The sequence below is a fragment of the Pseudomonas sp. UMAB-40 genome (assembly GCF_900095275.1).
GTDB lineage: Bacteria > Pseudomonadota > Gammaproteobacteria > Pseudomonadales > Pseudomonadaceae > Aquipseudomonas > Aquipseudomonas mandelii_B.
The window spans coordinates 283,891-304,443 of the sequence record NZ_LT607551.1 but is presented as its reverse complement, the minus strand read 5'-3'; the positions used below and the strand labels follow the sequence as shown (position 1 = coordinate 304,443).

Annotated in this window: 20 protein-coding genes; 19 read left to right on the top strand and 1 reads right to left on the bottom strand. The window is 60.5% G+C overall.

The genetic code is table 11. The annotated features are described in order from the left end of the window. The 18 genes from K0F88_RS01435 (at window position 1) to K0F88_RS01350 (ending at window position 17,761) form a co-directional block, all read left to right on the top strand. Window positions 1-255: an acyl carrier protein gene (locus tag K0F88_RS01435; protein ID WP_007992314.1), complete on the top strand. Its 255-nt coding sequence runs from the start codon at window positions 1-3 to the stop codon at window positions 253-255. After that, complete coding sequence (locus K0F88_RS01430) at window positions 252-797, top strand: hypothetical protein (protein WP_219093452.1); 546 nt, start codon at window positions 252-254, stop codon at window positions 795-797. The genes K0F88_RS01435 and K0F88_RS01430 overlap by 4 nt, the downstream gene beginning before the upstream one ends. Continuing rightward, window positions 794-2,476: an acyl-CoA synthetase family protein gene (locus K0F88_RS01425; RefSeq protein WP_219093450.1), complete on the top strand. Its 1,683-nt coding sequence runs from the start codon at window positions 794-796 to the stop codon at window positions 2,474-2,476. Before K0F88_RS01430 ends, K0F88_RS01425 begins: the two co-directional genes overlap by 4 nt. Further along, entirely contained in the window at window positions 2,469-3,203 is a 735-nt protein-coding gene (locus tag K0F88_RS01420; RefSeq protein WP_094469493.1) for a glycosyltransferase family 2 protein, read from the top strand. The genes K0F88_RS01425 and K0F88_RS01420 overlap by 8 nt, the downstream gene beginning before the upstream one ends. Next, complete coding sequence (locus K0F88_RS01415) at window positions 3,200-4,147, top strand: glycosyl transferase (protein WP_219093448.1); 948 nt, start codon at window positions 3,200-3,202, stop codon at window positions 4,145-4,147. The genes K0F88_RS01420 and K0F88_RS01415 overlap by 4 nt, the downstream gene beginning before the upstream one ends. After that, a complete protein-coding gene (gene hutH / locus K0F88_RS01410; RefSeq protein WP_219093445.1) occupies window positions 4,128-5,672 on the top strand; it encodes a histidine ammonia-lyase in 1,545 nt (514 codons plus the stop codon). Before K0F88_RS01415 ends, hutH begins: the two co-directional genes overlap by 20 nt. Beyond that, on the top strand, window positions 5,665-6,090 hold the full coding sequence (locus K0F88_RS01405) for a thioesterase family protein (RefSeq protein WP_219093443.1): 426 nt from the start codon (window positions 5,665-5,667) through the stop codon (window positions 6,088-6,090). Before hutH ends, K0F88_RS01405 begins: the two co-directional genes overlap by 8 nt. Next, window positions 6,087-6,689: an outer membrane lipoprotein carrier protein LolA gene (locus tag K0F88_RS01400; protein ID WP_219093442.1), complete on the top strand. Its 603-nt coding sequence runs from the start codon at window positions 6,087-6,089 to the stop codon at window positions 6,687-6,689. Before K0F88_RS01405 ends, K0F88_RS01400 begins: the two co-directional genes overlap by 4 nt. Beyond that, entirely contained in the window at window positions 6,673-9,012 is a 2,340-nt protein-coding gene (locus K0F88_RS01395) for an MMPL family transporter (protein ID WP_219093439.1), read from the top strand. The genes K0F88_RS01400 and K0F88_RS01395 overlap by 17 nt, the downstream gene beginning before the upstream one ends. Beyond that, window positions 9,009-10,169 carry a sodium:proton antiporter gene (locus K0F88_RS01390; RefSeq protein ID WP_094469499.1) on the top strand — a complete coding sequence of 387 codons (1,161 nt, stop codon included), beginning with the start codon at window positions 9,009-9,011 and terminating at the stop codon, window positions 10,167-10,169. Before K0F88_RS01395 ends, K0F88_RS01390 begins: the two co-directional genes overlap by 4 nt. Then, the gene (locus K0F88_RS01385; RefSeq protein ID WP_219093437.1) at window positions 10,156-11,403 is read left to right on the top strand and encodes an NAD(P)/FAD-dependent oxidoreductase; all 1,248 of its coding nucleotides are present in this window, start codon (window positions 10,156-10,158) and stop codon (window positions 11,401-11,403) included. The genes K0F88_RS01390 and K0F88_RS01385 overlap by 14 nt, the downstream gene beginning before the upstream one ends. Next, entirely contained in the window at window positions 11,400-11,882 is a 483-nt protein-coding gene (locus tag K0F88_RS01380; RefSeq protein WP_094469501.1) for a hypothetical protein, read from the top strand. The genes K0F88_RS01385 and K0F88_RS01380 overlap by 4 nt, the downstream gene beginning before the upstream one ends. Further along, window positions 11,879-13,075: a beta-ketoacyl-[acyl-carrier-protein] synthase family protein gene (locus tag K0F88_RS01375; RefSeq protein ID WP_219093435.1), complete on the top strand. Its 1,197-nt coding sequence runs from the start codon at window positions 11,879-11,881 to the stop codon at window positions 13,073-13,075. Before K0F88_RS01380 ends, K0F88_RS01375 begins: the two co-directional genes overlap by 4 nt. Then, complete coding sequence (locus K0F88_RS01370; protein WP_219093433.1) at window positions 13,072-13,536, top strand: hotdog family protein; 465 nt, start codon at window positions 13,072-13,074, stop codon at window positions 13,534-13,536. Before K0F88_RS01375 ends, K0F88_RS01370 begins: the two co-directional genes overlap by 4 nt. Beyond that, on the top strand, window positions 13,529-14,257 hold the full coding sequence (gene fabG / locus K0F88_RS01365) for a 3-oxoacyl-ACP reductase FabG (RefSeq protein WP_219093430.1): 729 nt from the start codon (window positions 13,529-13,531) through the stop codon (window positions 14,255-14,257). Before K0F88_RS01370 ends, fabG begins: the two co-directional genes overlap by 8 nt. Then, a complete protein-coding gene (locus K0F88_RS01360; protein ID WP_219093428.1) occupies window positions 14,257-15,483 on the top strand; it encodes a beta-ketoacyl-ACP synthase in 1,227 nt (408 codons plus the stop codon). Before fabG ends, K0F88_RS01360 begins: the two co-directional genes overlap by 1 nt. 27 nt (window positions 15,484-15,510) lie before the next feature. Beyond that, complete coding sequence (locus K0F88_RS01355; protein WP_094469504.1) at window positions 15,511-16,332, top strand: hypothetical protein; 822 nt, start codon at window positions 15,511-15,513, stop codon at window positions 16,330-16,332. Between the two features lie 487 nt (window positions 16,333-16,819). After that, window positions 16,820-17,761, top strand: a complete 942-nt coding sequence (locus tag K0F88_RS01350; RefSeq protein ID WP_219093425.1) for a lipid II-degrading bacteriocin — start codon at window positions 16,820-16,822, stop codon at window positions 17,759-17,761. Window positions 17,762-18,280: 519 nt separating this feature from the next. Here K0F88_RS01350 and K0F88_RS01345 read toward each other — a convergent pair. Beyond that, window positions 18,281-19,180, bottom strand: coding sequence for a LysR family transcriptional regulator (locus K0F88_RS01345; RefSeq protein WP_219093421.1), 900 nt, complete (start codon window positions 19,178-19,180; stop codon window positions 18,281-18,283). 118 nt (window positions 19,181-19,298) lie between these two features. Between K0F88_RS01345 and K0F88_RS01340 the strand changes: the two genes are divergently transcribed. Beyond that, window positions 19,299-20,553, top strand: a 1,255-nt coding sequence (locus K0F88_RS01340) for an MFS transporter (RefSeq protein WP_219093419.1), incomplete at its 3' end; no start/stop codon positions are given.

Here is a 20,553-nt window from a genome sequence, read left to right as displayed (position 1 = left end):
ATGCAAACTCGTGACGACATTTTCAACACCTTGCGCGATGCCTTGGTCGAACTCTTCGAGCTGGACCCTGAGCGCGTGAGCCTCGAATCCAACCTGTATCAGGATCTGGAAATCGACAGCATCGACGCCGTCGACCTGATCGATCACATCAAGCGCCAGACCGGCAAGAAAATCGCCGCCGAAGAATTCAAATCGGTGCGTACCGTCAGCGATGTGGTCGAGGCGGTCTACCGTCTGGTTCAACCGGCCGCATGAGTCGACTGATCGGCCTTGGCCTGTTGCTGGCGGGCCTGTTGTACCCCTTTGCGGTGTATTTCGGCATGGAACACTTTGCTCCGTGGCAGTTCGGTCTGCTGCTGGGCAGCCTGTGGCTGGCGCGGGCGCTGCTGGGTGCACGTCGCCCCGGAAGCCTGTGGATGGCGATCACCGCGATCGGCTTTTGCCTGTTGCTGGCGCTGTTCGACAGCCCGCTGTTGCTGCGTTGGTACCCGGTGCTGATCAGCGCCTTCATGCTGGGGCTGTTTGGCCTGAGCCTGAAAGTCGGACCACCGATGGTGGAACGCCTGGCGCGACTGCGCGAACCGCACTTGCCGGCCAAGGCGATTATTTATACCCGCCAGGTGACCATCGTCTGGTGTGTGTTTTTCCTCTTTAACGGTTTGCTAGCCGCCGCCCTGACCCTGTGGGCGCCGCTGAGTTGGTGGATGTTGTACACCGGCCTGATTTCCTATGGATTGATGGGCCTGCTGTTTGCCATTGAATGGCTCATACGACAACGGGTACGAGGCCACCCATGAATTGGATATCACTTGAGCAGCTGTTGCTCAAGGCACAGCCGGAGCGTGCCGTTACGGCAGAACCGGCGTTGAATCATGCACACCTGTGCGAACGGGCGTTGAGCCTGGCGGCCGGCCTGCAAACCCAGGGCGTGCAGCGCATCGCCGTGCACCTTGAAGATGCCGCTGACCTGGCGATTGCCCTGCTCGGCGCCTGGCGTGCCGGGGTCAGTGTGCTGCTGCCTGCGGACCTGCAACCGCAGACTCGCCAACGCTGGTCGAGCGAAGTCGATCTGTGGCTGACCGATCAGGCCGATGATGCGCACCTTGGCGATTATCGGCATGCGCCCCTGTCCCCCGCCGCACTGGATCTGGACACCTGCCAGCTGAGCCTGTGCACGTCCGGCTCCAGCGGCGAACCCAAGCGCATCGACAAGACCCTGCGCCAGATCGCCAATGAAGTGCAGGCGCTTGAGCAACTCTGGGGCAAGGACCTGGGCCAGGCGTGCATCATCGGCAGTGTCGCCACCCAGCACATCTACGGCCTGCTGTTTCGGGTGCTGTGGCCGCTGTGTGCCGGGCGCTCGTTCGTGCGCAAGCAACTGGCCTTCCCCGAAGACTTGCAGCGCGCCAGCCGCGAACACTTGGTGTTCGCCTGGGTCGCCAGCCCGGCGCTGCTCAAACGCATGGGCGACAACCTCGACTGGCCGGCATTGAGTGCGGTTCGCCGGGTCTTTTCCTCCGGCGGAGCCTTGCCGACCGAGGCGGCGCAAAGTCTTTACGAGCGCCTTGAACAATGGCCAACGGAAATCCTTGGCAGCTCGGAAACCGGTGGCATCGCCTGGCGTCAGGGTCATGATCTATGGCAGCCGTTTGCTGAGGTCAAGCTGAGCCAGGACAGCGAAGGTGCCCTGCTGATCGCCTCTCCCTACTTGCCGGCCGGCCACATCGAACACACCGCTGATGCCGCCAGAATCGCTGCCGACAGCCGATTCGAACTGCTTGGACGGCTGGACCGGATCGTCAAACTGGAAGAAAAACGCATTTCGCTGCCGATGCTGGAAAAGGCGTTGATGGATCACTGCTGGGTCGCCGAGGCGCGCCTCGGTGTGGTCCAGGAAAACCGCGCCTCACTGGGCGCGTTGCTGGTGCTGACGGACGCAGGCCTGCATGCCTTGCGTAATCAGGGCCGACGCACCGTCACGCAAGAATTGCGTCAGCACCTGAGCCAGCATTGCGAAGCCCTGGCCCTGCCACGACGCTGGCGATTGCTGCGGCAATTACCCCTGAACGCTCAAGGCAAGCTGCCTCAGGCCGACGTCGAAGCCTTGCTGTTGGCACCCCGCCCGAAAGCGCCGGAAGTGTTGGAACAGATCGAAGTCGATGGCGAATGGAGCCTGCAACTGGCCGTTCCGCCGGACCTCGCCTACTTCAGCGGACACTTCCCGCAAACGCCGGTATTGCCCGGTGTGGTGCAGGTGGATTGGGCGCTGAGCCTCGGTCAGCAATTGATGGACCTGCCGGCCAGATTCGCCGGCATGGAAGTGCTGAAGTTCCAGCAACTGGTGCGCCCGGGCGATGAAGTCCAACTGCACCTGCGTTTTGACCCGGAACGCCGCAAATTGTATTTCGCCTATCGCAATGAAACCGCGACCTGCTCCAGTGGGCGGATTTTGCTGGAGGCTGCGGGTGATGCATAACCCCTGCGCAATCATCCCGGTCTACAACCACGAAACCGCGATCACCACGGTGGTCGACGCGCTGATCGCCCGTGGCCTGCCATGCATTCTAGTGGACGATGCAAGCGATCCATCCTGCGCCAGAGTGCTCGACCAACTGGCCCATCGCGAAATGGTCAACCTGATCCGCCTCGCCGCCAACCAGGGCAAGGGCGGTGCGGTCATGACCGGCCTGCGCGAAGCCTCGCGCCTGGGTTTCAGCCATGCCTTGCAGGTGGACGCCGACGGCCAGCACGACCTGCAGGATGTCACGACCTTCATCGCACAATCGCGCGCTCATCCCGACGCGGTGATCTGCGGCTATCCGCAATACGACGCCAGCGTGCCGAAAGGCCGTTTGTACGCCCGCTACCTGACGCACGTCATGGTCTGGATCAACACGCTTTCCTTGCAGATCCGCGATTCCATGTGCGGTTTCCGCGTCTACCCATTACCACCGACCCTGGCGTTGATCGACTCGGCGAAGATCGGCAAGCGCATGGACTTCGACTCGGACATCCTCGTGCGCCTGGCCTGGCGCAATCAGCCGATGCAGTGGCTGCCGACCAAGGTCCATTACCCGCTGGACGGTGTCTCGCATTTCCGTATGTTCCACGACAATGTGCTGATTTCGAGCATGCACACCCGGCTGTTCTTCGGCATGTTGCTGCGGGCCCCGGTGATCCTCTGGCGACGGTGGCGAGCATGAGCATCAACGCAGATAAACAGCACTGGGCCGACCGTCAGGAGCGCGGCAGTTTCTGGCTAATGAAGCTCACCGCGTTCGGCGCCAAAGTGCTGGGCCGGCGGCTGCTGAGTCCGCTGCTGTACGGCATCGTCCTGTACTTTTTTCTGTTCGGCCGCAGCGCCCGCCGCAGTGCCTGGCAATACCAGCAACGCCTCGCGGACTGGAGCGCACGCCCGCACTTGCGTCCGACCCACTGGCGAGTGTTCAGCCAGTTCATGGCCTTCGCCGATTCGATGCTCGACAAACTCGACGTGTGGAACGGCAAGTTGAGCATCGATCACATCGAAATCGTCGACCCGGCGCTGCTGCGCAGTCAGCTGCGTGGCACTCGCGGGCAGATGCTGGTGGGCGCACATCTGGGCAATCTCGAAGTCTGCCGCGCACTGGCGGAGATCGGCGAGAAAGTCACCATGAACGTGCTGGTGCACACCAAGCACGCCGAGCAGTTCAACCGATTGCTGGGCGAGGCCGGCGCGACCAATCTGCGACTGATTCAGGTCAGCGAACTGGACCCGGTGATCATGCTGCAACTGCATGAACGCCTGGAGCGTGGCGAGTGGCTGGCGATTGCTGGCGACCGCGTGCCGCTGCATGGCGGGCGCAGCGTGACCGTGGACTTCCTCGGCCATCAGGCAGCGTTTCCTCAAGGGCCGTGGCTGCTGGCCGGCTTGCTGAAATGCCCGATCCATCTGCTGATGTGCCTGAAGAAACCGACGGGGCAATATCGAGTGACCCTCGAACCGTTTGCCGAGGCCGTGGTGTGGAAACGCAGTGACCGCGAACAAGTCATTCATCAGTGGGCTTCCCGCTACGCCGAACGCCTGGGTCACTATTGCCTCGAAGCGCCCCAACAATGGTTCAACTTTTACCCTTTCTGGAAGACCGATGACGACGCCAACGCTTGAGCCGGTAACCTTCGGCGAACTCCCTTTGCGCATCGAAGACGTGCTGGCCGCGGCCAACCGTCAGGTGCCGACGCAGTTGCAGGATGATCCTGCGTACCGCGAGCGCATCGCCAAGGGCGCGCGATTCCTCGATTCCCTGCTGGACAAGGAAGGCGTGATCTATGGCGTGACCACCGGTTACGGCGACTCGTGCGTGGTCGCGGTGCCGCTGCATCACGTCGAGGCATTGCCCCGTCATCTGTACACGTTCCACGGCTGCGGGCTGGGCAAACTGCTCGACGCCCAGGCCACGCGTGCGGTGCTCGCGGCGCGTTTGCAGTCGTTGTGCCACGGCGTGTCCGGGGTGCGCGTGGAGTTGCTGGAACGCCTGCAAGCCTTCCTTGAACACGACATCCTGCCGCTGATCCCAGAAGAAGGGTCTGTGGGCGCCAGCGGTGATCTGACGCCGCTGTCCTACGTCGCCGCGACCTTGTCCGGCGAGCGCGAAGTGATGTTCCGGGGTGAGCGCCGCCAAGCCGCCGATGTTCACCGCGAACTTGGCTGGACACCGCTGGTGCTACGCCCGAAAGAAGCGTTGGCGCTGATGAATGGCACCGCCGTGATGACCGGCCTCGCCTGCCTGGCCTACGCCCGCGCCGATTACCTGCTGCAACTGGCCACCCGTATCACCGCGCTGAACGTGGTCGCGCTGCAAGGCAATCCGGAGCACTTCGATGAGCGCCTGTTCGCCGCCAAACCGCATCCGGGGCAGATGCAAGTCGCCGCGTGGTTGCGCAAGGATCTGGCAATCGACGCGCCGACCGCACCACTGCATCGCTTGCAAGACCGCTACTCCCTGCGCTGCGCGCCGCATGTCCTCGGCGTCCTCGCCGACAGCCTGAACTGGCTGCGTTCGTTCATCGAGATCGAACTCAACAGCGCCAACGACAACCCGATCATCGACGCCGAAGCCGAACGCGTGCTGCACGGCGGGCACTTCTATGGCGGCCACATTGCGTTCGCCATGGACAGCCTGAAAAACCTGGTGGCCAACGTTGCCGATCTGCTGGACCGGCAACTCGCGCTGCTGGTGGACGAGCGTTACAACCATGGCTTGCCGAGCAACCTTTCCGGCGCCACGGCTGACCGCGCGATGCTCAATCACGGCTTCAAGGCCGTGCAGATCGGCACCAGCGCCTGGACCGCCGAAGCGCTGAAAAACACCATGCCCGCCAGCGTGTTCTCGCGCTCCACCGAATGCCACAACCAGGACAAGGTCAGCATGGGCACCATCGCCGCCCGCGATGCGATCCGCGTGCTGGAGCTGACCGAGCAAGTCGCCGCCGCCACCCTCCTCGCCGCCAACCAGGGCGTGTGGCTGCGCAGCAAGGCCGAGGACGCGCGCCCGTTGCCGCCAGCCCTGGCGACCATGCACGAAGAGCTGGCCAAGGACTTCCCGCCGGTCATCGAAGACCGCGCGCTGGAAGGCGAATTGCGCCTGTGCCTGAAACGTATCGCCGAGCAACACTGGAGGCTGCATGCGTAGCAAGGGAGTGCTTCACACCGATACGGAAATCCTCGTGCCGTTCTTTGACGTCGACACCATGAACGTGGTCTGGCACGGCCATTACGTCAAATACCTGGAAGTCGCCCGTTGTGCGCTGCTGGACAAGATCGGCCACAACTACACCGCCATGGTCGAGTCGGGTTACGCCTGGCCGGTGATCGACCTGCAATTGCGCTATGTGCGCGGCGCCGTGTTCGGTCAGAGGCTGAACGTGCGGGCCAATCTGGTGGAGTGGGAGAACCGTTTGAAGATCAACTATCTGATCAGCGATCTGCAAACCGGTGAGCGATTGACCCGCGCCAGTTCCGTACAGGTGGCCGTCGATATGAGCAGCCGCGAAATGCAGTTGGCCTCACCGAAGATCTTCACCGATGCCGTTGAAAGGATGCTGGCATGAACCCGTTTTTCAAATACCTCGGCGCGTTGGCGCTGCTTGGCTTGTCTTCGATGGCTCACGCGTTCGATCTGCAACAGCTCAGCGATCAGTTGGCCAAACCCGATGTGATCCACGGCAATTTCATCCAGGAAAAACACCTGCGCGCATTGCCCAAGCCGCTGACCAGCAAGGGCACTTTCGTCCTCGCTAAAAACCACGGTTTGCTCTGGCTGTTGAAAACACCGCTGCAACAGGATTACCGCATCTCCGGCAAAGGCATCGCCCGCCGTGACGCCAGCGGTTGGCAAATGCTCCCGAGCAAGAGTGCCGGTGCCGAACAGAACCGCTTGTTTCTTGCCGTGCTGCAAGGCGACAGCAGCGGGCTGCAACGGGACTTCGAACTGTCCCTGAGCGGCGACGCGCAGAACTGGAAACTGACGCTGATCCCTCGCTCATTGTTGCTCAAGCAAGTGTTCAACCAGATCAACATCACCGGCAGCGAATTGGTGCACAGCATCGAACTGCTGGAAACCCAGGGCGACAGCACCCTTTTGCGCATGCAGGACAGCACCAGCACCCAACCGTTGAGCGACGCGGAGCAACATGACTTTGCCGAGTGAACGCAGACTTCCGTGGCTGTTTCTGATCCTGCTGCTGGCGGTGCTCGCGCTCGCCGGTTGGCAATGGCGCGACGGCGCACCTTTGTCGGCCAACCTGATGGAACTGGTGCCGGGTACGGCGCCGGACGCGCTGGAACAGCGCGCCGAACAACGTATGCAAGAACCGCTGAACCGGGAAATGCTGGTGCTGGTGGGTCATAAGGATCGCCCGCAAGCCATCGCCATGGCGCAGAAACTCGGCGAGCAGTGGCAGGCCAGCGGTTTGTTCGAGAAGGTTCAGTGGAACCTGCAAGCCGACTTGCCGGCGTTGCGCACCCAATTACTGCAAGGCCGACTGTCGATGCTCTCGGCGATGGACCGCCAGCAGCTGATCGAACATCCCGACGCCTTTATCCAGCAGCGGGTGCAAGCGCTGTTCGACCCATTCACCGGTTTAAGCCTGGTACCGAGCCAGGATGACTGGCTGGGTCTGACCGGGCGCATCCAGAACAGCCAGCCACAACACGGTGCCGTGCAACTGGACATCGGCAGCGGAGCGCTGGTCGCCGATGCCGACGGCAAGAGTTGGGTATTGCTGCGGGCAAAAACCACGGGCAATGCCTTCGACATGAGCCTGCCGCTGCAAGTGGCCGACCTGCTCGAACAGAGCCGCAAAGTAGCCGCCCAGGCCGATGTGCAATTGCTCGCTGCCAGCGGTCTGTTGTACGCCGCCAACGGTCAGCAACAGGCCACCCGTGAAATGACATGGGTCGGTGGCGGTGCCACCGTCGGCATTCTGTTGTTGCTGTTGCTGGCCTTCCGGCGCTGGCGTGTCTTGCTCGCTTTCGTTCCCGTGCTGGTGGGCATGCTGTTTGGTGCGGTGGCATGCGTGGCGCTGTTCGGTCACATGCACGTGATGACGTTGGTGCTGGGCTCGAGCCTGATCGGCGTGGCCGTCGATTACCCGCTGCATTACCTGTCGAAAAGCTGGAGCCTGAAACCCTGGAACAGCTGGCCGGCATTACGCCTGACCCTGCCGGGCCTGACGCTGAGCCTGATCACCAGTTGCATCGGCTACCTGGCCCTGGCCTGGACGCCGTTCCCGGCCCTGACCCAGATTGCCGTGTTCTCCGCCGCCGGCCTCCTCGGCGCCTACTTGTCCGCCGTGTGCCTGCTGCCCGCGCTGCTCAAGGGCGTGAACCTGCGGCCGGCGCAATGGCCGCTGCGTATCTGCGAGTGTTTGCTGAACCTGCGCGAAGCGTTGCTCAAACACGTCAGTACGCCAGTGTTACTGGCACTGCTGATTGCCTTCTGCGTCGGTGGTCTGTTGCAACTGGACAGCAAAAACGACATCCGCCAGTGGATCGGCGCACCGCAGCAATTGACCGACGAAGCCCAGGCCATTGCGCGCATCACCGGCTTTCAGCCGACCAGCCAGTTCTTCCTGGTGCGTGCGGCCAATCAACAGGAACTGCTCGAGCGTCAGACCGCACTGAGCGAGCGTCTGGACCAGTTGGTCAACCTGGAAAAACTCCAGGGTTACCTGTCGCTCAATCAACTGGTCAGCCAGCCGAGCGAGCAGCGCAAAGTGCGGGAAGCGTTGAGCAAGTTGCCGCAGTTCTGGCAACCGTTACTCGACCTCGGCGTGCCGGCAGAAGCGTTGCAAGCGGAGCTTGTGAAGTTGCAGTCGCTGCCCGTCGAAGACATCGACGCTGCGCTGGCCGGTCCGCTGGCTGAACCTTATCGCACCCTATGGCTGGGGCAGACCGAAGACGGCGTGGCGGCGATGGTCAGTCTGCAAGGCCTGAACAACCCTTCGCTGTTGCGCGTCCAGGCGCTGGATTTGCCGGGCGTCGAATTGGTAGATCGCCTCGGTGAATTGAACAATGTTTTCGCTGCAACTCAGATCAGCGCCGCTGAATTGAAACTCGCCTCCTGCGTGCTGATCGTGCTGGTGCTGATCCTGCCGTTTGGCTTTGGTGGTGCGTTGCGCATCGTCTCGCTGCCGTTGCTGGCCGCGTTGTGCAGCCTGGCCAGCCTTGGCTGGATGGGCCAACCGCTGACCCTGTTCAGCCTGTTCGGTTTGCTGCTGGTGACGGCGATCAGCGTCGATTACGCGATCCTCATGCGCGAACAGGTCGGCGGCGCCGCCGTGAGCCTGCTGGGCACCTTGCTGGCGGCGGTGACCACATGGCTGTCATTCGGTTTGCTGGCCGTGTCCAGCACGCCAGCGGTGAGCAACTTCGGTCTGTCGGTGAGCCTCGGCCTGGCGTTCAGTTTCATCCTGGCACCGTGGGCCGGACGCCAAGTGCATGCCGCCGCCGTCGTGGAGCCTGCAGCATGATGATCGCCTTGTTTTGGCTGATGGCCCTGACGATGTTCGCCGTGGCCACCCGTGTGGGTCGACACTTCGGCCTGATCCCGATCGTCAGCCAGTTGCTGCTGGCGACCTTCGGCCTGCCGCTGCTGATGTACTTCTGGATCGAGCCGGGCTGGCAACTCAGTGGCGCCGAACTGATCTCACCGGTGTGGCTGAAAAACCTCTACAGCCTCGGTTTTGCCTTGTTGCTGGGAAACATCCTCAGCGATGTGATCGACCTGCGGCTGGATCGCCAGAGCCTGAAAATCGCCCTGCCGAGTTTTTGCATTCCATTTGTCTGCGGTCTGGCGACTGCGGTCTGGTTGTTACCCGCGCAGCCGTGGATCAGTTCATTGGCAGTGGGCCTGGTGTTCGCCATCACCGCGATCCCGGTGTTGTACCTCTACCTGCGACACATCAATTACCCCCCCGCCGCAACCCGGCGGCTGGTGCAAACCGCGATCCTCATCGACCTGGCATGCTGGACCCTGTTCGGCTTCGCCCAGGGCAGTCTGCACCTGAGCAGTCTGCTGCTGCCGCTGGCCGGCGCCTGCCTTCCGCTGCTTCTGCGTTTGCTGGGTTTGCGCCAACCGTTATTGCACAGCGGCTGCTTCTTTGCGCTGCTGGTGGTCGCCGAACACTTCAAGCTCAATGCACTGATTTTCGGCATCGGTTATCTGCTGTGCATGGCCGCGCTGAAAGTGCCGCTGGTGTTGCCATTGCCGGCGATCTGGATGAACCGGCTCCAGACATGGATTGCCATCCCGCTGATCCTCACCTTCGGCATCGTGCAGATCAACGTCCACGCCGCCATGGCCACTCTCGGCTGGGTGCAGTTGGCAGCGCTGCTGTTGTTGCCGATTGCCAGCAAACTGCTGGGCAACTGGCTTGGCCTCGGCTGGGCCGGCGCTTCGTTTGAGGGCGCCAGTCGCTGGCGCGAAAGCCTGCTGCTCAATATTCGCGGTTTGAGCGAGATCGTCTTTCTCAACCTGCTGCTGCAACAACAGCTCATCAGCCCCGCGCTGTACTTCGCGCTGATGGTGATGGGCCTGATCGCCACACTGCTGCCGGCACTCGCCGGCATGCACCAAACCCCTTTGAATATCGCCGCCCCGGCAAGGAGCCCCCGTGCCAACAGTTGAAATGGAACGTCGCCAGGTTGTTGTCATTGGCGCGGGTCCTTCGGGCGCCATTGCCGCCGCGCTGCTCAAGCGCAAAGGCCACGACGTGCTGATGATCGAACGCCAACATTTCCCACGGTTTTCCATCGGTGAAAGCCTGTTGTCGCATTGCCTGGATTTCGTCGAAGAAGCCGGCATGCTCGAGGCCGTGAACGCCGCCGGGTTCCAGATGAAAAACGGCGCTGCGTTCGCCTGGGGCGAGCACTACAGCGCCTTTGATTTCGGCGATACGTTCAGCAACGGCAAGCCGACAACCTTCCAGGTCCAGCGCGCCGATTTCGACAAACTGCTGGCCGATCAGGCTGCGCTGCAAGGCGTCGACGTTCGTTATGGCGAAGCCATTGTCAGCGCCGATTTCGACCTGCCGAAACCGCAGCTCGACGTGCTGCGCGAGGATGGCAGCCAGTACCGTGTCGAAGCTGATTTTGTGCTCGATGCCAGCGGCTACGGTCGCGTGTTGCCACGTCTGCTGGACCTCGAAGCACCGTCGAATTTCCCGGTGCGTCAGGCGGTGTTTACCCACGTCGAAGACCATATCGACAGCCCGACCTTCGAGCGGGAAAAGATCCTTATCACCACCCATCCGATCCATCGCGACATCTGGTTCTGGACCATTCCGTTCAGCAACGGCCGCTGCTCGGTGGGCGTGGTCGCGGCCGCCGAACACTTCGAAGGCCGTATGGAGAATCTGGACGATTGCCTGCGCGGCTTCATCGCTGAAACCCCAAGCCTGGCCGGCGTCCTGGAAAACGCTGTCTGGGACACGCCAGCCCGCACCATCGGCGGCTACTCGGCCAACGTCAAAACCTTGCACGGCCCGGGCTTTGCGTTGCTCGGCAACGCGGCAGAATTCCTCGACCCGGTGTTCTCCTCCGGCGTGACCATCGCCATGCGCTCGGCCAGCATGGCCGCCGGCGTTTTGCATCGCCAGCTGCAAGGTGAAAGCGTCGACTGGCAGACCGAGTTCGCTGCACCGCTCAAGCGCGGCGTCGACACGTTCCGCTGCTACGTCGAAGGCTGGTACGCCGGGACCTTCCAGGATGTGATTTACCATCCAGGCAGCTCAGCGGATATCCGCCGTATGATCAGTGCGATCCTCGCCGGTTATGCGTGGGACGAGCGTAATCCGTTCGTCAGCGAACCCAAGCGTCGTCTGCGTGTGCTGTCGGAACTTTGCGCAAGAGATGTCACATGATCCGTTACCTGCTTCTGGGTTGCCTCCTGCTGCTGAGCGCTTGCGCCAGCCAGGCGCCGCTGCCCGGGCAAACCGAAAACCTGCCGTTGCCGCAGCAACTGCACATTCAGCGCTTGCTGGCTGATCAGCGTCAGGACTGGGTGTTGGTGATTGCGCGTGAAGGTCCCGGCATTCGCTGGTCGATGATGGACTTGTTGGGCATTCCGCAGGCACGCCAGAAACTGATCGATGGCGAGTGGCAAGCCGACGGCCTGCTGCCGCCGAATCCGGAAGCACGGGAATTGTTCGCCGCATTAATGTTCGCGCTGACCCCGCAAGGCGAATTGCAGGGCAACTACCCCGACGCCTGGCAACATGGCTCGCAACGTTCCCTGCCCACTCGCTGGGACGTGCATTACTCGCAACCGCTGAGATTTGAGTTGAGCCTGCCTAAAGGTCCGAAGTACCTGGTGACGCCCTTGAGCGGGGAGACGCCATGACCGCCTACCTGAATGCCCTCGGGGTGATCTGCGCCCTGGGTCGCGACAAACAGGAAGTCGCCCGCAACCTGTTTGCCGGCGATTGCTCCGGCATGCGCAGCGAATCCGGCTGGGTGCCGGAGCGGTCGTTGCCGGTGGCGGCGGTGCGTGGCGAACTGGCGCCGATCCCGCCGGAACTGATTAAGCAAAGCAGCCGCAACAACCAATTGCTGCTGGAAGCCGCCCTGCAAATTCGCGATGACATTGATCAAGCGATCCAGACTTACGGCCGCGATCGAATCGGCGTGATCCTCGGCACCAGCACTTCCGGCATCGACGAGGCCAGCCGTGGCCTGGCCCATTACATTCGCGAACATGAATTCCCCGCCGACTACGACTATCAGCAGCAGGAACTCGGCGCGCCGGCCAACTTCCTCGCCGACTGGCTGCAATTGAGCGGCCCGGCGTATGTGATCTCGACAGCTTGCACCTCCAGCGCCCGGGCGCTGATGAGTGCCCAGCGCCTGCTGGATCTGGGGATGTGCGATGCCGTGCTGTGCGGCGGCGTCGACAGTTTGTGCAAACTGACCCTCAACGGCTTTTCGGCCCTGGAAGCGGTGTCCGAGCAGCGCTGCAATCCGTTTTCGGCCAACCGCAACGGCATCAATATCGGCGAAGCCGCCGTGCTGTTTCTGATGAGCAAAACAGCCGGCGCGAGCCAACCGATTGCCCTGCTCGGCAGCGGCGCCAGTTCCGATGCACACCATATCTCGGCGCCGGAACCGACCGGCCGGGGCGCCCTGCAAGCCATGAGCAAAGCCCTGAACCGCGCGAAGGTGCAGCCCGAGCAAATCGGCTACCTGAACCTGCACGGCACCGCGACCCAACATAACGACGCGATGGAAAGCCTGGCGGTCTCGGCCCTGTTCCCGCACGGCGTGCCCTGCTCTTCCACCAAGCCGATGACCGGACATACGCTCGGCGCCGCCGGCGCCTTGGAAGCGGCGTTCTGCTGGTTGAGCCTGAGCACGGACAATCGGGAAAACCTCCTGCCGCCACACATCTGGGACGGTCAGCCCGACCCCGACTTGCCGGCCTTGCAGTGGGTGACCCCGGACCATCGCTTGACGTCCATTGCACCTCGCTACCTGATGAGCAATTCCTTTGCCTTCGGTGGCAACAACGTCAGCCTGATTATCGGAGACGCCCCATGATTGACTGGCCGCTCGCCGAGCTGCTGCCGCACGCTGGCGACATGATCCTCATCGATCAGATCCTGGCGTTCGATGACGAGCAGATTCACACCCGCCTCACCGTCAAGCCCGGGGGCCTGTTCAACCGCCCCGACGGCAGCCTGCCGGCGTGGGTCGGTATCGAACTGATGGCCCAGAGCGTCGCCGCCTACGCCGGTTGCCATGCGCGCCAGCGCGGCGATGCGGTGGAGCTGGGCTTCCTGCTCGGCACCCGTAAATTCGAATGCAACGTGGAGCACTTCCCCGCGGGCACCGAGCTGACCATCCATGGGCTGCGCTCGCTGGAAGACGACAATGGCATGGGCGTGTTCGAATGCCACATCAACGCCCCCGGTATTCACGCCACTGCCCGCCTGAACGTGTTCCGCCCGCCTCAGGCCGCTCAATACCTTCATGAATCCCAAGGAGCCAGCCATGACTGAATCCGTACTGGTCACCGGCTCCAGCCGTGGCATCGGCCGCGCAATTGCGTTGCGTCTGGCCCAGGCCGGGCACGACATCGTGTTGCATTGCCGCAGCGGCCTGGCCGAGGCCATTGCCGTTCAGGGCGAAATCCAGGCGCTGGGGCGCAATGCTCGAATTTTGCAATTCGACGTCTCCGACCGCGCCAGCTGCAAGGCCATCCTCGAAGCCGACGTGGAAGCTCACGGCGCCTATTACGGCGTGGTGCTGAACGCCGGCCTAACGCGCGACGGTGCTTTTCCGGCGCTGAGCGAGGATGATTGGGACGTGGTGATGCGCACCAACCTCGACGGTTTCTACAACGTGCTGCACCCGGTGATGATGCCGATGATTCGTCGTCGCGCGGCCGGACGGATTGTCTGCATCACCTCGGTTTCCGGGTTGATCGGCAACCGTGGCCAGGTCAACTACAGCGCCTCCAAGGCCGGTTTGATCGGCGCGGCGAAAGCATTGGCGATCGAACTGGGCAAGCGCAAAATCACCGTCAACTGTGTCGCACCCGGCCTGATCGACACAGCCATGCTCGACGAAAACGTGCCGGTGGAAGAACTGATGAAAATGATCCCCGCACAACGCATGGGCACCCCGGAAGAGGTGGCCGGCGCGGTGAATTTCCTGATGTCGGCGGAAGCGTCGTACATCACCCGGCAGGTTCTGGCCGTCAACGGAGGCCTGTGCTGATGAAGCGCGTCGTCGTCACCGGCATGGCCGGCATCACTTCACTGGGCAGCGATTGGGACACCATCGCCGGCAACTTCGCGGCCAACCGCAGCGGCATACGCCGGATGGACGAGTGGGATCGGTTCACCGAACTCAACACGCGCCTGGCCGGGCCTATCGACGACTTCAAGGTCCCGAGCGACTGGACCCGCAAGCAGCTGCGCAGCATGGGCCGGGTCTCGCGCCTAGCGGTGGGCGCATCCGAGCAGGCACTGGCCGATGCCGGGCTGTTGGGTAACCCGATCATCAAGGACGGGCGCATGGGCGTCGCCTGCGGCTCCTCCACCGGCAGCACCGACGAGATCAAGGCGTTTGGCAACATGCTGCTCAACTCGGTGGCCGAGGGCCTGAACGCCAACTCCTACGTGCGGATGATGCCGCACACGACCGCAGCGAATATCAGCATCTTCTTCGGCCTCACCGGACGGCTGATCCCGACGTCCAGCGCCTGCACCAGCGGCAGCCAGGGCATCGGTTACGCCTACGAGTCGATCAAATTCGGGCGCCTGCCGCTGATGCTCGCCGGCGGCGCCGAAGAACTGTGCCCCACCGAAGCCATGGTCTTCGACGCGCTCTACGCCACCAGCCTGAAAAACGACGCCCCGCAAACCAGCCCACGTCCGTATGACAAAGACCGCGATGGCCTGGTGATCGGTGAGGGCGGCGGCATGCTGGTGCTCGAAGAACTCGAACACGCATTGGCTCGCGGCGCGCACATCCATGCCGAACTCGTCGGTTTCGGCAGCAACGCCGACGGCCAGCACACCACCCGTCCAGAGCAGGTCACCATGCGCCGGGCGATGGAACTGGCGCTGGAAGACGCCGGGCTGCAGCCCTCAGACATCGGCTACGTAAACGGTCACGGCACGGCGACAGAACAGGGCGACATTGCCGAAACACTGGCCACCAGCGCGTTGTTCGGCGAACACATGCCGATCAGTTCGCAGAAAAGCTTCCTCGGTCACACCCTGGGCGCCTGCGGCGCACTGGAGTCCTGGTTCAGCATCGAAATGATGAACCGCGACCTGTACGTGCACACGTTCAACCTCGACGAGGTCGATCCGCACTGCGGCAAGCTCGACTACCTGCGCGGCGAGTTCCGCCAGATGAGTAATGAGTACGTGATGAACAACAATTTTGCTTTTGGTGGCGTCAACACCTCGTTGATTTTCCGTCGCTGGCACTGATCTGAAAAAACGTCTGGAGTGAAGGGAATGACTCGGTTTCAGCGCATCGGCGCAGTATTCACCCTGGTCGTTGCGCTGAGCGGCTGCACCAGCCCGGTGTACACCGCCAAGGAACACTTTCCCGGCGACAAGGGCCTGAGCGACGATCGGATGAGCCGCGCCATCGTCACCGCACTGATCGAGCGCCAATGGATCGTGCAGTCGGCGCGCCCCGGCATGATCAAAGCGGCCATCACCGTGCGCGACCGGCACCACGCCGAAATCGACATCCCCTACACCTCCACCTCGTTCGAAATGGACTACCGCGACAGCCGCGGCCTGGACTACAAGGACGGCAGGATCCACGGCACCTACAACCGCTGGATCAACTACCTGCGCGACGACGTGGTCAAGCAACTGGCCTCCGACCCGGACGCTGATCAAGTGTTCGCCTCGCAAGGCGCCTATGAACCCACCTACCAGGACTTTCAGGAAGGCGTGAAACGCGCCACCGAAGTCGGCCTGCTGGACGGCAGCGTCAAGTTCTACCTGGCGGGAGAAGCGCTACCGACTCAGGTGCACAAGCTGAATGCGGTGAGCAGCAGCCGAAGGGCCGACGACAACGAAGACAAATCCGCTGAAGACGCCTGCTACTGGGCATTGCAATCGACCTTGGCGACTTTGCAAAGCAAGGCCAAGAAGGCCGGTGCCAACGCCGTGATCAACATCGCCGGCATCAACAAGCGCGACCTGAGCCAGGACACCGGGAAATACCAGTGCAGTGACGACGAGGAAATACCTGGGCTGGAAGCCCTCAAGGCCGTGGTGTCCGGGGTGGCGTTGCGCGGGGATCTGGTGCGGGTGGACTGAGACGAGCACCTCGAGAACGACAAAGGGCGCCTTTCGGCGCCCCTTCACAAACAGGTCGGCTTGTCATCGCCCTGTACCTGTCTGGCTCTGCGATGGCTGGTTGCCCAGGATCCTCAGAGTCTCTCAAGCCCCTTACGGGAGCGGGACTAATCCCATCACTGATCGGTTGATCGGTTGATCGGTCTGACGGAATCAAGTTACCCACGAAGTCTAAGGCGCGCAAGCCGGAGAATTCTGGCGAAGGAGTAAGCAACGACGCAAAGTCTTGTAGTCCTTTGAGCAGCCTGATTTTGGCTCAACAATAAATGCGTAAATTTAATCTAGTTACAGGAAGATTCCGAAACCTGTGTAATACATTTCCGAGTGTGTATCCACCCGATTGAGCGCTCTTCTGATCCATGGTTTATTAGTATCAAGTCTAAACAAAGACTCCGACGGCAGTCTTCGCAGGATCTAAACCAATCAAATACCAACAAGGATGAAGGTAATGACAAGAAATGGAACTGACTTGCCCGCTACAAACATCATCGGAACATGGAGAGGTTCGTCAGGAGGATATTGGTCTACAGATGGCATCATAATTGACGGCACGTATGTTACTACGCCCCCTCAGCCAGATGTGGTTACTGAGGAAAACAAAGCCTACAACATTGACATGATAAAGCGTCAGACAGGGCTTGATGCTTTCACCTTCAATTTACGAATCCTGGATAAAGCCTTAAACAAAAACGATGCCTACGGAGCAATAAAGGATATTTGGCACATTGTAGAAAGTGATCGTGGCTGGGTAGATCCTCACTGGAGAATTAACGATGACTTATTCAAAAATAACATAGTAATCTTCAGCTTGGCTGACGCCCTTCAAAAAAGCGGATTCACTGCACGGGAATCCATTATTGCCATCGCAAATTCCAAATATGTAGACAGCACCTCTTACAAGCTGGAAACTCCAAAACTTTCTGGAGGTACATTCAGCCCAGTCAAGGCGCTAGGGCATTACCTATGGGGAAACGGACAAAAGCTCGAGGTCGATATAAACACTATTGGACTTAAAATACTGGAACACAGACTTCCACTATTACGACAGGCTATTGAACATACAAAATCTCCTGGCGTTTATCATTTGGCTGACCCACGCATTGAATACAATACATTTGACGATAATATTGCAACGGGAGCCTATCTGGGCCGAATTACTTTAAACATGACCGGTGATTTTATACGGAGTCATGATGGTACCTGGAGGTTCATTGGTACAATCAAGGCTTATCATGACAGATATGATTTCAATGCCAGTAACAGACCTCTAGCATTGGAAGAGCTGACGACTGCTGGTCGAGCACTACCGGGAACCAGTTACGAGATAGATATATCAGGCGAGCATAAAATACATTTAGTCGGCGCAGGGTATCAACCTCAGCCATTCTAACCATTTAACAAGCAGTCAGAAGCATTCTGACTGCTTCAAGCTGGAGGTTATCATGACTACGATTAACACTAGGTCTCCGACTTTGTACTTTATACTGCTAATTGCCTCATCAGTCATAAGCGCCTACATTGTCATCTCGAATTACGAAAACAAAATTTACCTCACCAACCAAGACTCGACCACCATCCCACTCGCTGCTATCGCCGCGACATTGACGACACTTCTATTATCGTCCCTTATCCAGTTTCCGACCTACAAACGCCTAAAACATAAAAAACCGTCAAACATGTTTTTTACTGCATTCTCACTACTTTCAACCGCACTTTCATCTACTTTGCTTATTAAAAGTATCAATTTTTGGCTCATCCCAAACCACTTAACCATTTCCGCGTTCTACTTCATCACTTTTTCAGCCTATCTAATTCACCAACTCAAACTTTACCAAACGCTCGCCTCGCGAAAAAAACAATTCACCCCAACGGATGGATAACGGATTAACAAGACATCCCAAAAAAATCGTTACGTCATAGACTCTATCTTCCTCGTCAACAACTCCACAAACGCCTTGGCCATCGGCGACTTCTGATCCTTGCGCTGCACCAACCACACCGCCGACACCGCTTCCGGATCGAGCAACGGCCGATACACCACGCCGTCGATGCGCATCCGCTGATAAGACGCCGGCAGCACCGACACGCCCAGCCCCGCTGCCACCAAGCCGATTATCGTCATCGCCTCGCCCGCCTCTTGTGCGAAGTGCGGGCTGAAACCGGCATCGCGGGCCAGGCTGAGCAACTGTGCGTACAGACCACTGCCATAGCTGCGCGGGAAGAATACGAACGGTTCGAGGGCCAATGCCGAGAGGAACAAACCTTCTTCGCTGTCATTCACTAGCGGATGTTTGGAGCTGAGCACCGCCACCAGCGGCTCACGCATCAACTCCACGACGCTGAGGGAATCCGGCAGCCCAAGCGGTCGCATGATGCCGACCTCAATCGACTCATCCACCAGTGCTTCGGCCACTTGGGTGCTACTCATCTCCCGCAGGTTCAAATGCACTGCCGGGAAGCGCTGGCGAAACGAAAAAATCGCTTGTGGAATGGTCGAGTTGAACGGCGCCGATGAAGTGAAGCCAATTTTCAGTTCGCCCAACTCACCCAACTGCGCACGCCGTGCTACGTCAGCGGCTTTGTCGACTTGCGCCAGCACCAGTCGCGCTTCTTCCAGAAACAACCGACCGGCTTCGCTAAGCTCGACCCGACGATTGGTTCGCTCGAACAGCCGTGCGCCCACCTCTTGTTCCAGCGCCTGAATCTGCTGGCTCAGGGGCGGTTGCGAGATGCCCAGCATCTGGGCGGCGCGGCCGAAGTGCAGTTCTTCGGCGACGGCGATGAAGTAGCGCAGGTGACGCAATTCCATGAAAACTCCATTAGGTCGTTAAACCTATCAAACAGGTCGAACAATATATTGGATTGAATCATTAGGCAGCTATATGCTTTTTTCATTGCCTGACCGGCTGCGCCCTCCGAGGTCCGAAGTGAAAACTGCTGTCGCCCCCCTTGCCCATGAAGTTCCGCCCGCCGCGGCGGACGATGTTGTCGCTGAATTGAAAGAGATCTACATCGAGAAAGGCACGCCGATGTTCATGCGCACGGTACTGGCGCTGTTCTCCGGCGGCTTCGCGACCTTCGCCCTGCTCTACTGCGTACAGCCGATGATGCCGCTGCTGTCCCACGAATATTCGATCAACGCGGCGCAGAGCAGCCTGATCCTCTCAGTGGCCACCGGCATGCTCGCCATTGGCTTGTTGATCACCGGCCCGATCTCCGACCGAGTCGGACGCAAACCGGTGATGGTCGCGGCCTTGTTCGCCGCCGCACTGTGCACCATGGCCAGCGCGATGATGCCGAGCTGGCAAGGCGTGCTGGTGATGCGTGCGTTGATCGGGTTGTCGTTGAGCGGCCTGGCGGCGGTCGCCATGACGTACCTGAGCGAAGAGATCCACCCGCAGCACATTGGCTTGGCGATGGGCTTGTACATCGGTGGCAACGCGATTGGCGGGATGAGCGGGCGCTTGATCACCGGTGTGTTGATCGACTTTGTCAGTTGGCACACGGCGATGCTGGTGATCGGCGGTCTGGCGCTGATCGCGGCGACGGTGTTCTGGAAAATCCTCCCCGAATCACGCAACTTCCGCGCACGCTCGCTGCACCCGCGCAGTCTGGTTGATGGCTTCGCCATGCACTTTCGCGACGCCGGTCTGCCGCTGCTGTTCCTGGAAGCTTTCGTGCTGATGGGCGCGTTTGTCACCCTGTTCAACTACATCGGCTACCGCTTGCTGGCCGAGCCGTACCACATGGATCAGGCCTTCGTCGGTCTGCTGTCGGTGGTGTACCTGTCGGGCATCTACAGCTCGGCGAAAATCGGCTCCTTGGCCGACCAGCTGGGCCGGCGAAAAGTGCTGTGGGCCACGATTGTGCTGATGCTTGCAGGTCTCGCGCTGACGATGTTCACGCCGCTGCCGCTGGTGATTATCGGCATGTTGATCTTCACCTTCGGCTTCTTTGGCGCGCATTCCGTGGCCAGCAGCTGGATAGGACGGCGAGCGGTGAAGGCCAAGGGGCAGGCTTCGTCGCTGTACCTGTTCAGCTATTACGCCGGGTCGAGTATTGCGGGGACAGCGGGCGGGGTGTTCTGGCACTTGGGCGGGTGGAACGGGATCGGCTTATTCATTGGTGCGTTGCTGGTGATTGCGCTGCTGGTGGCGTTGAAGCTGGCGAAGTTGCCGCCGC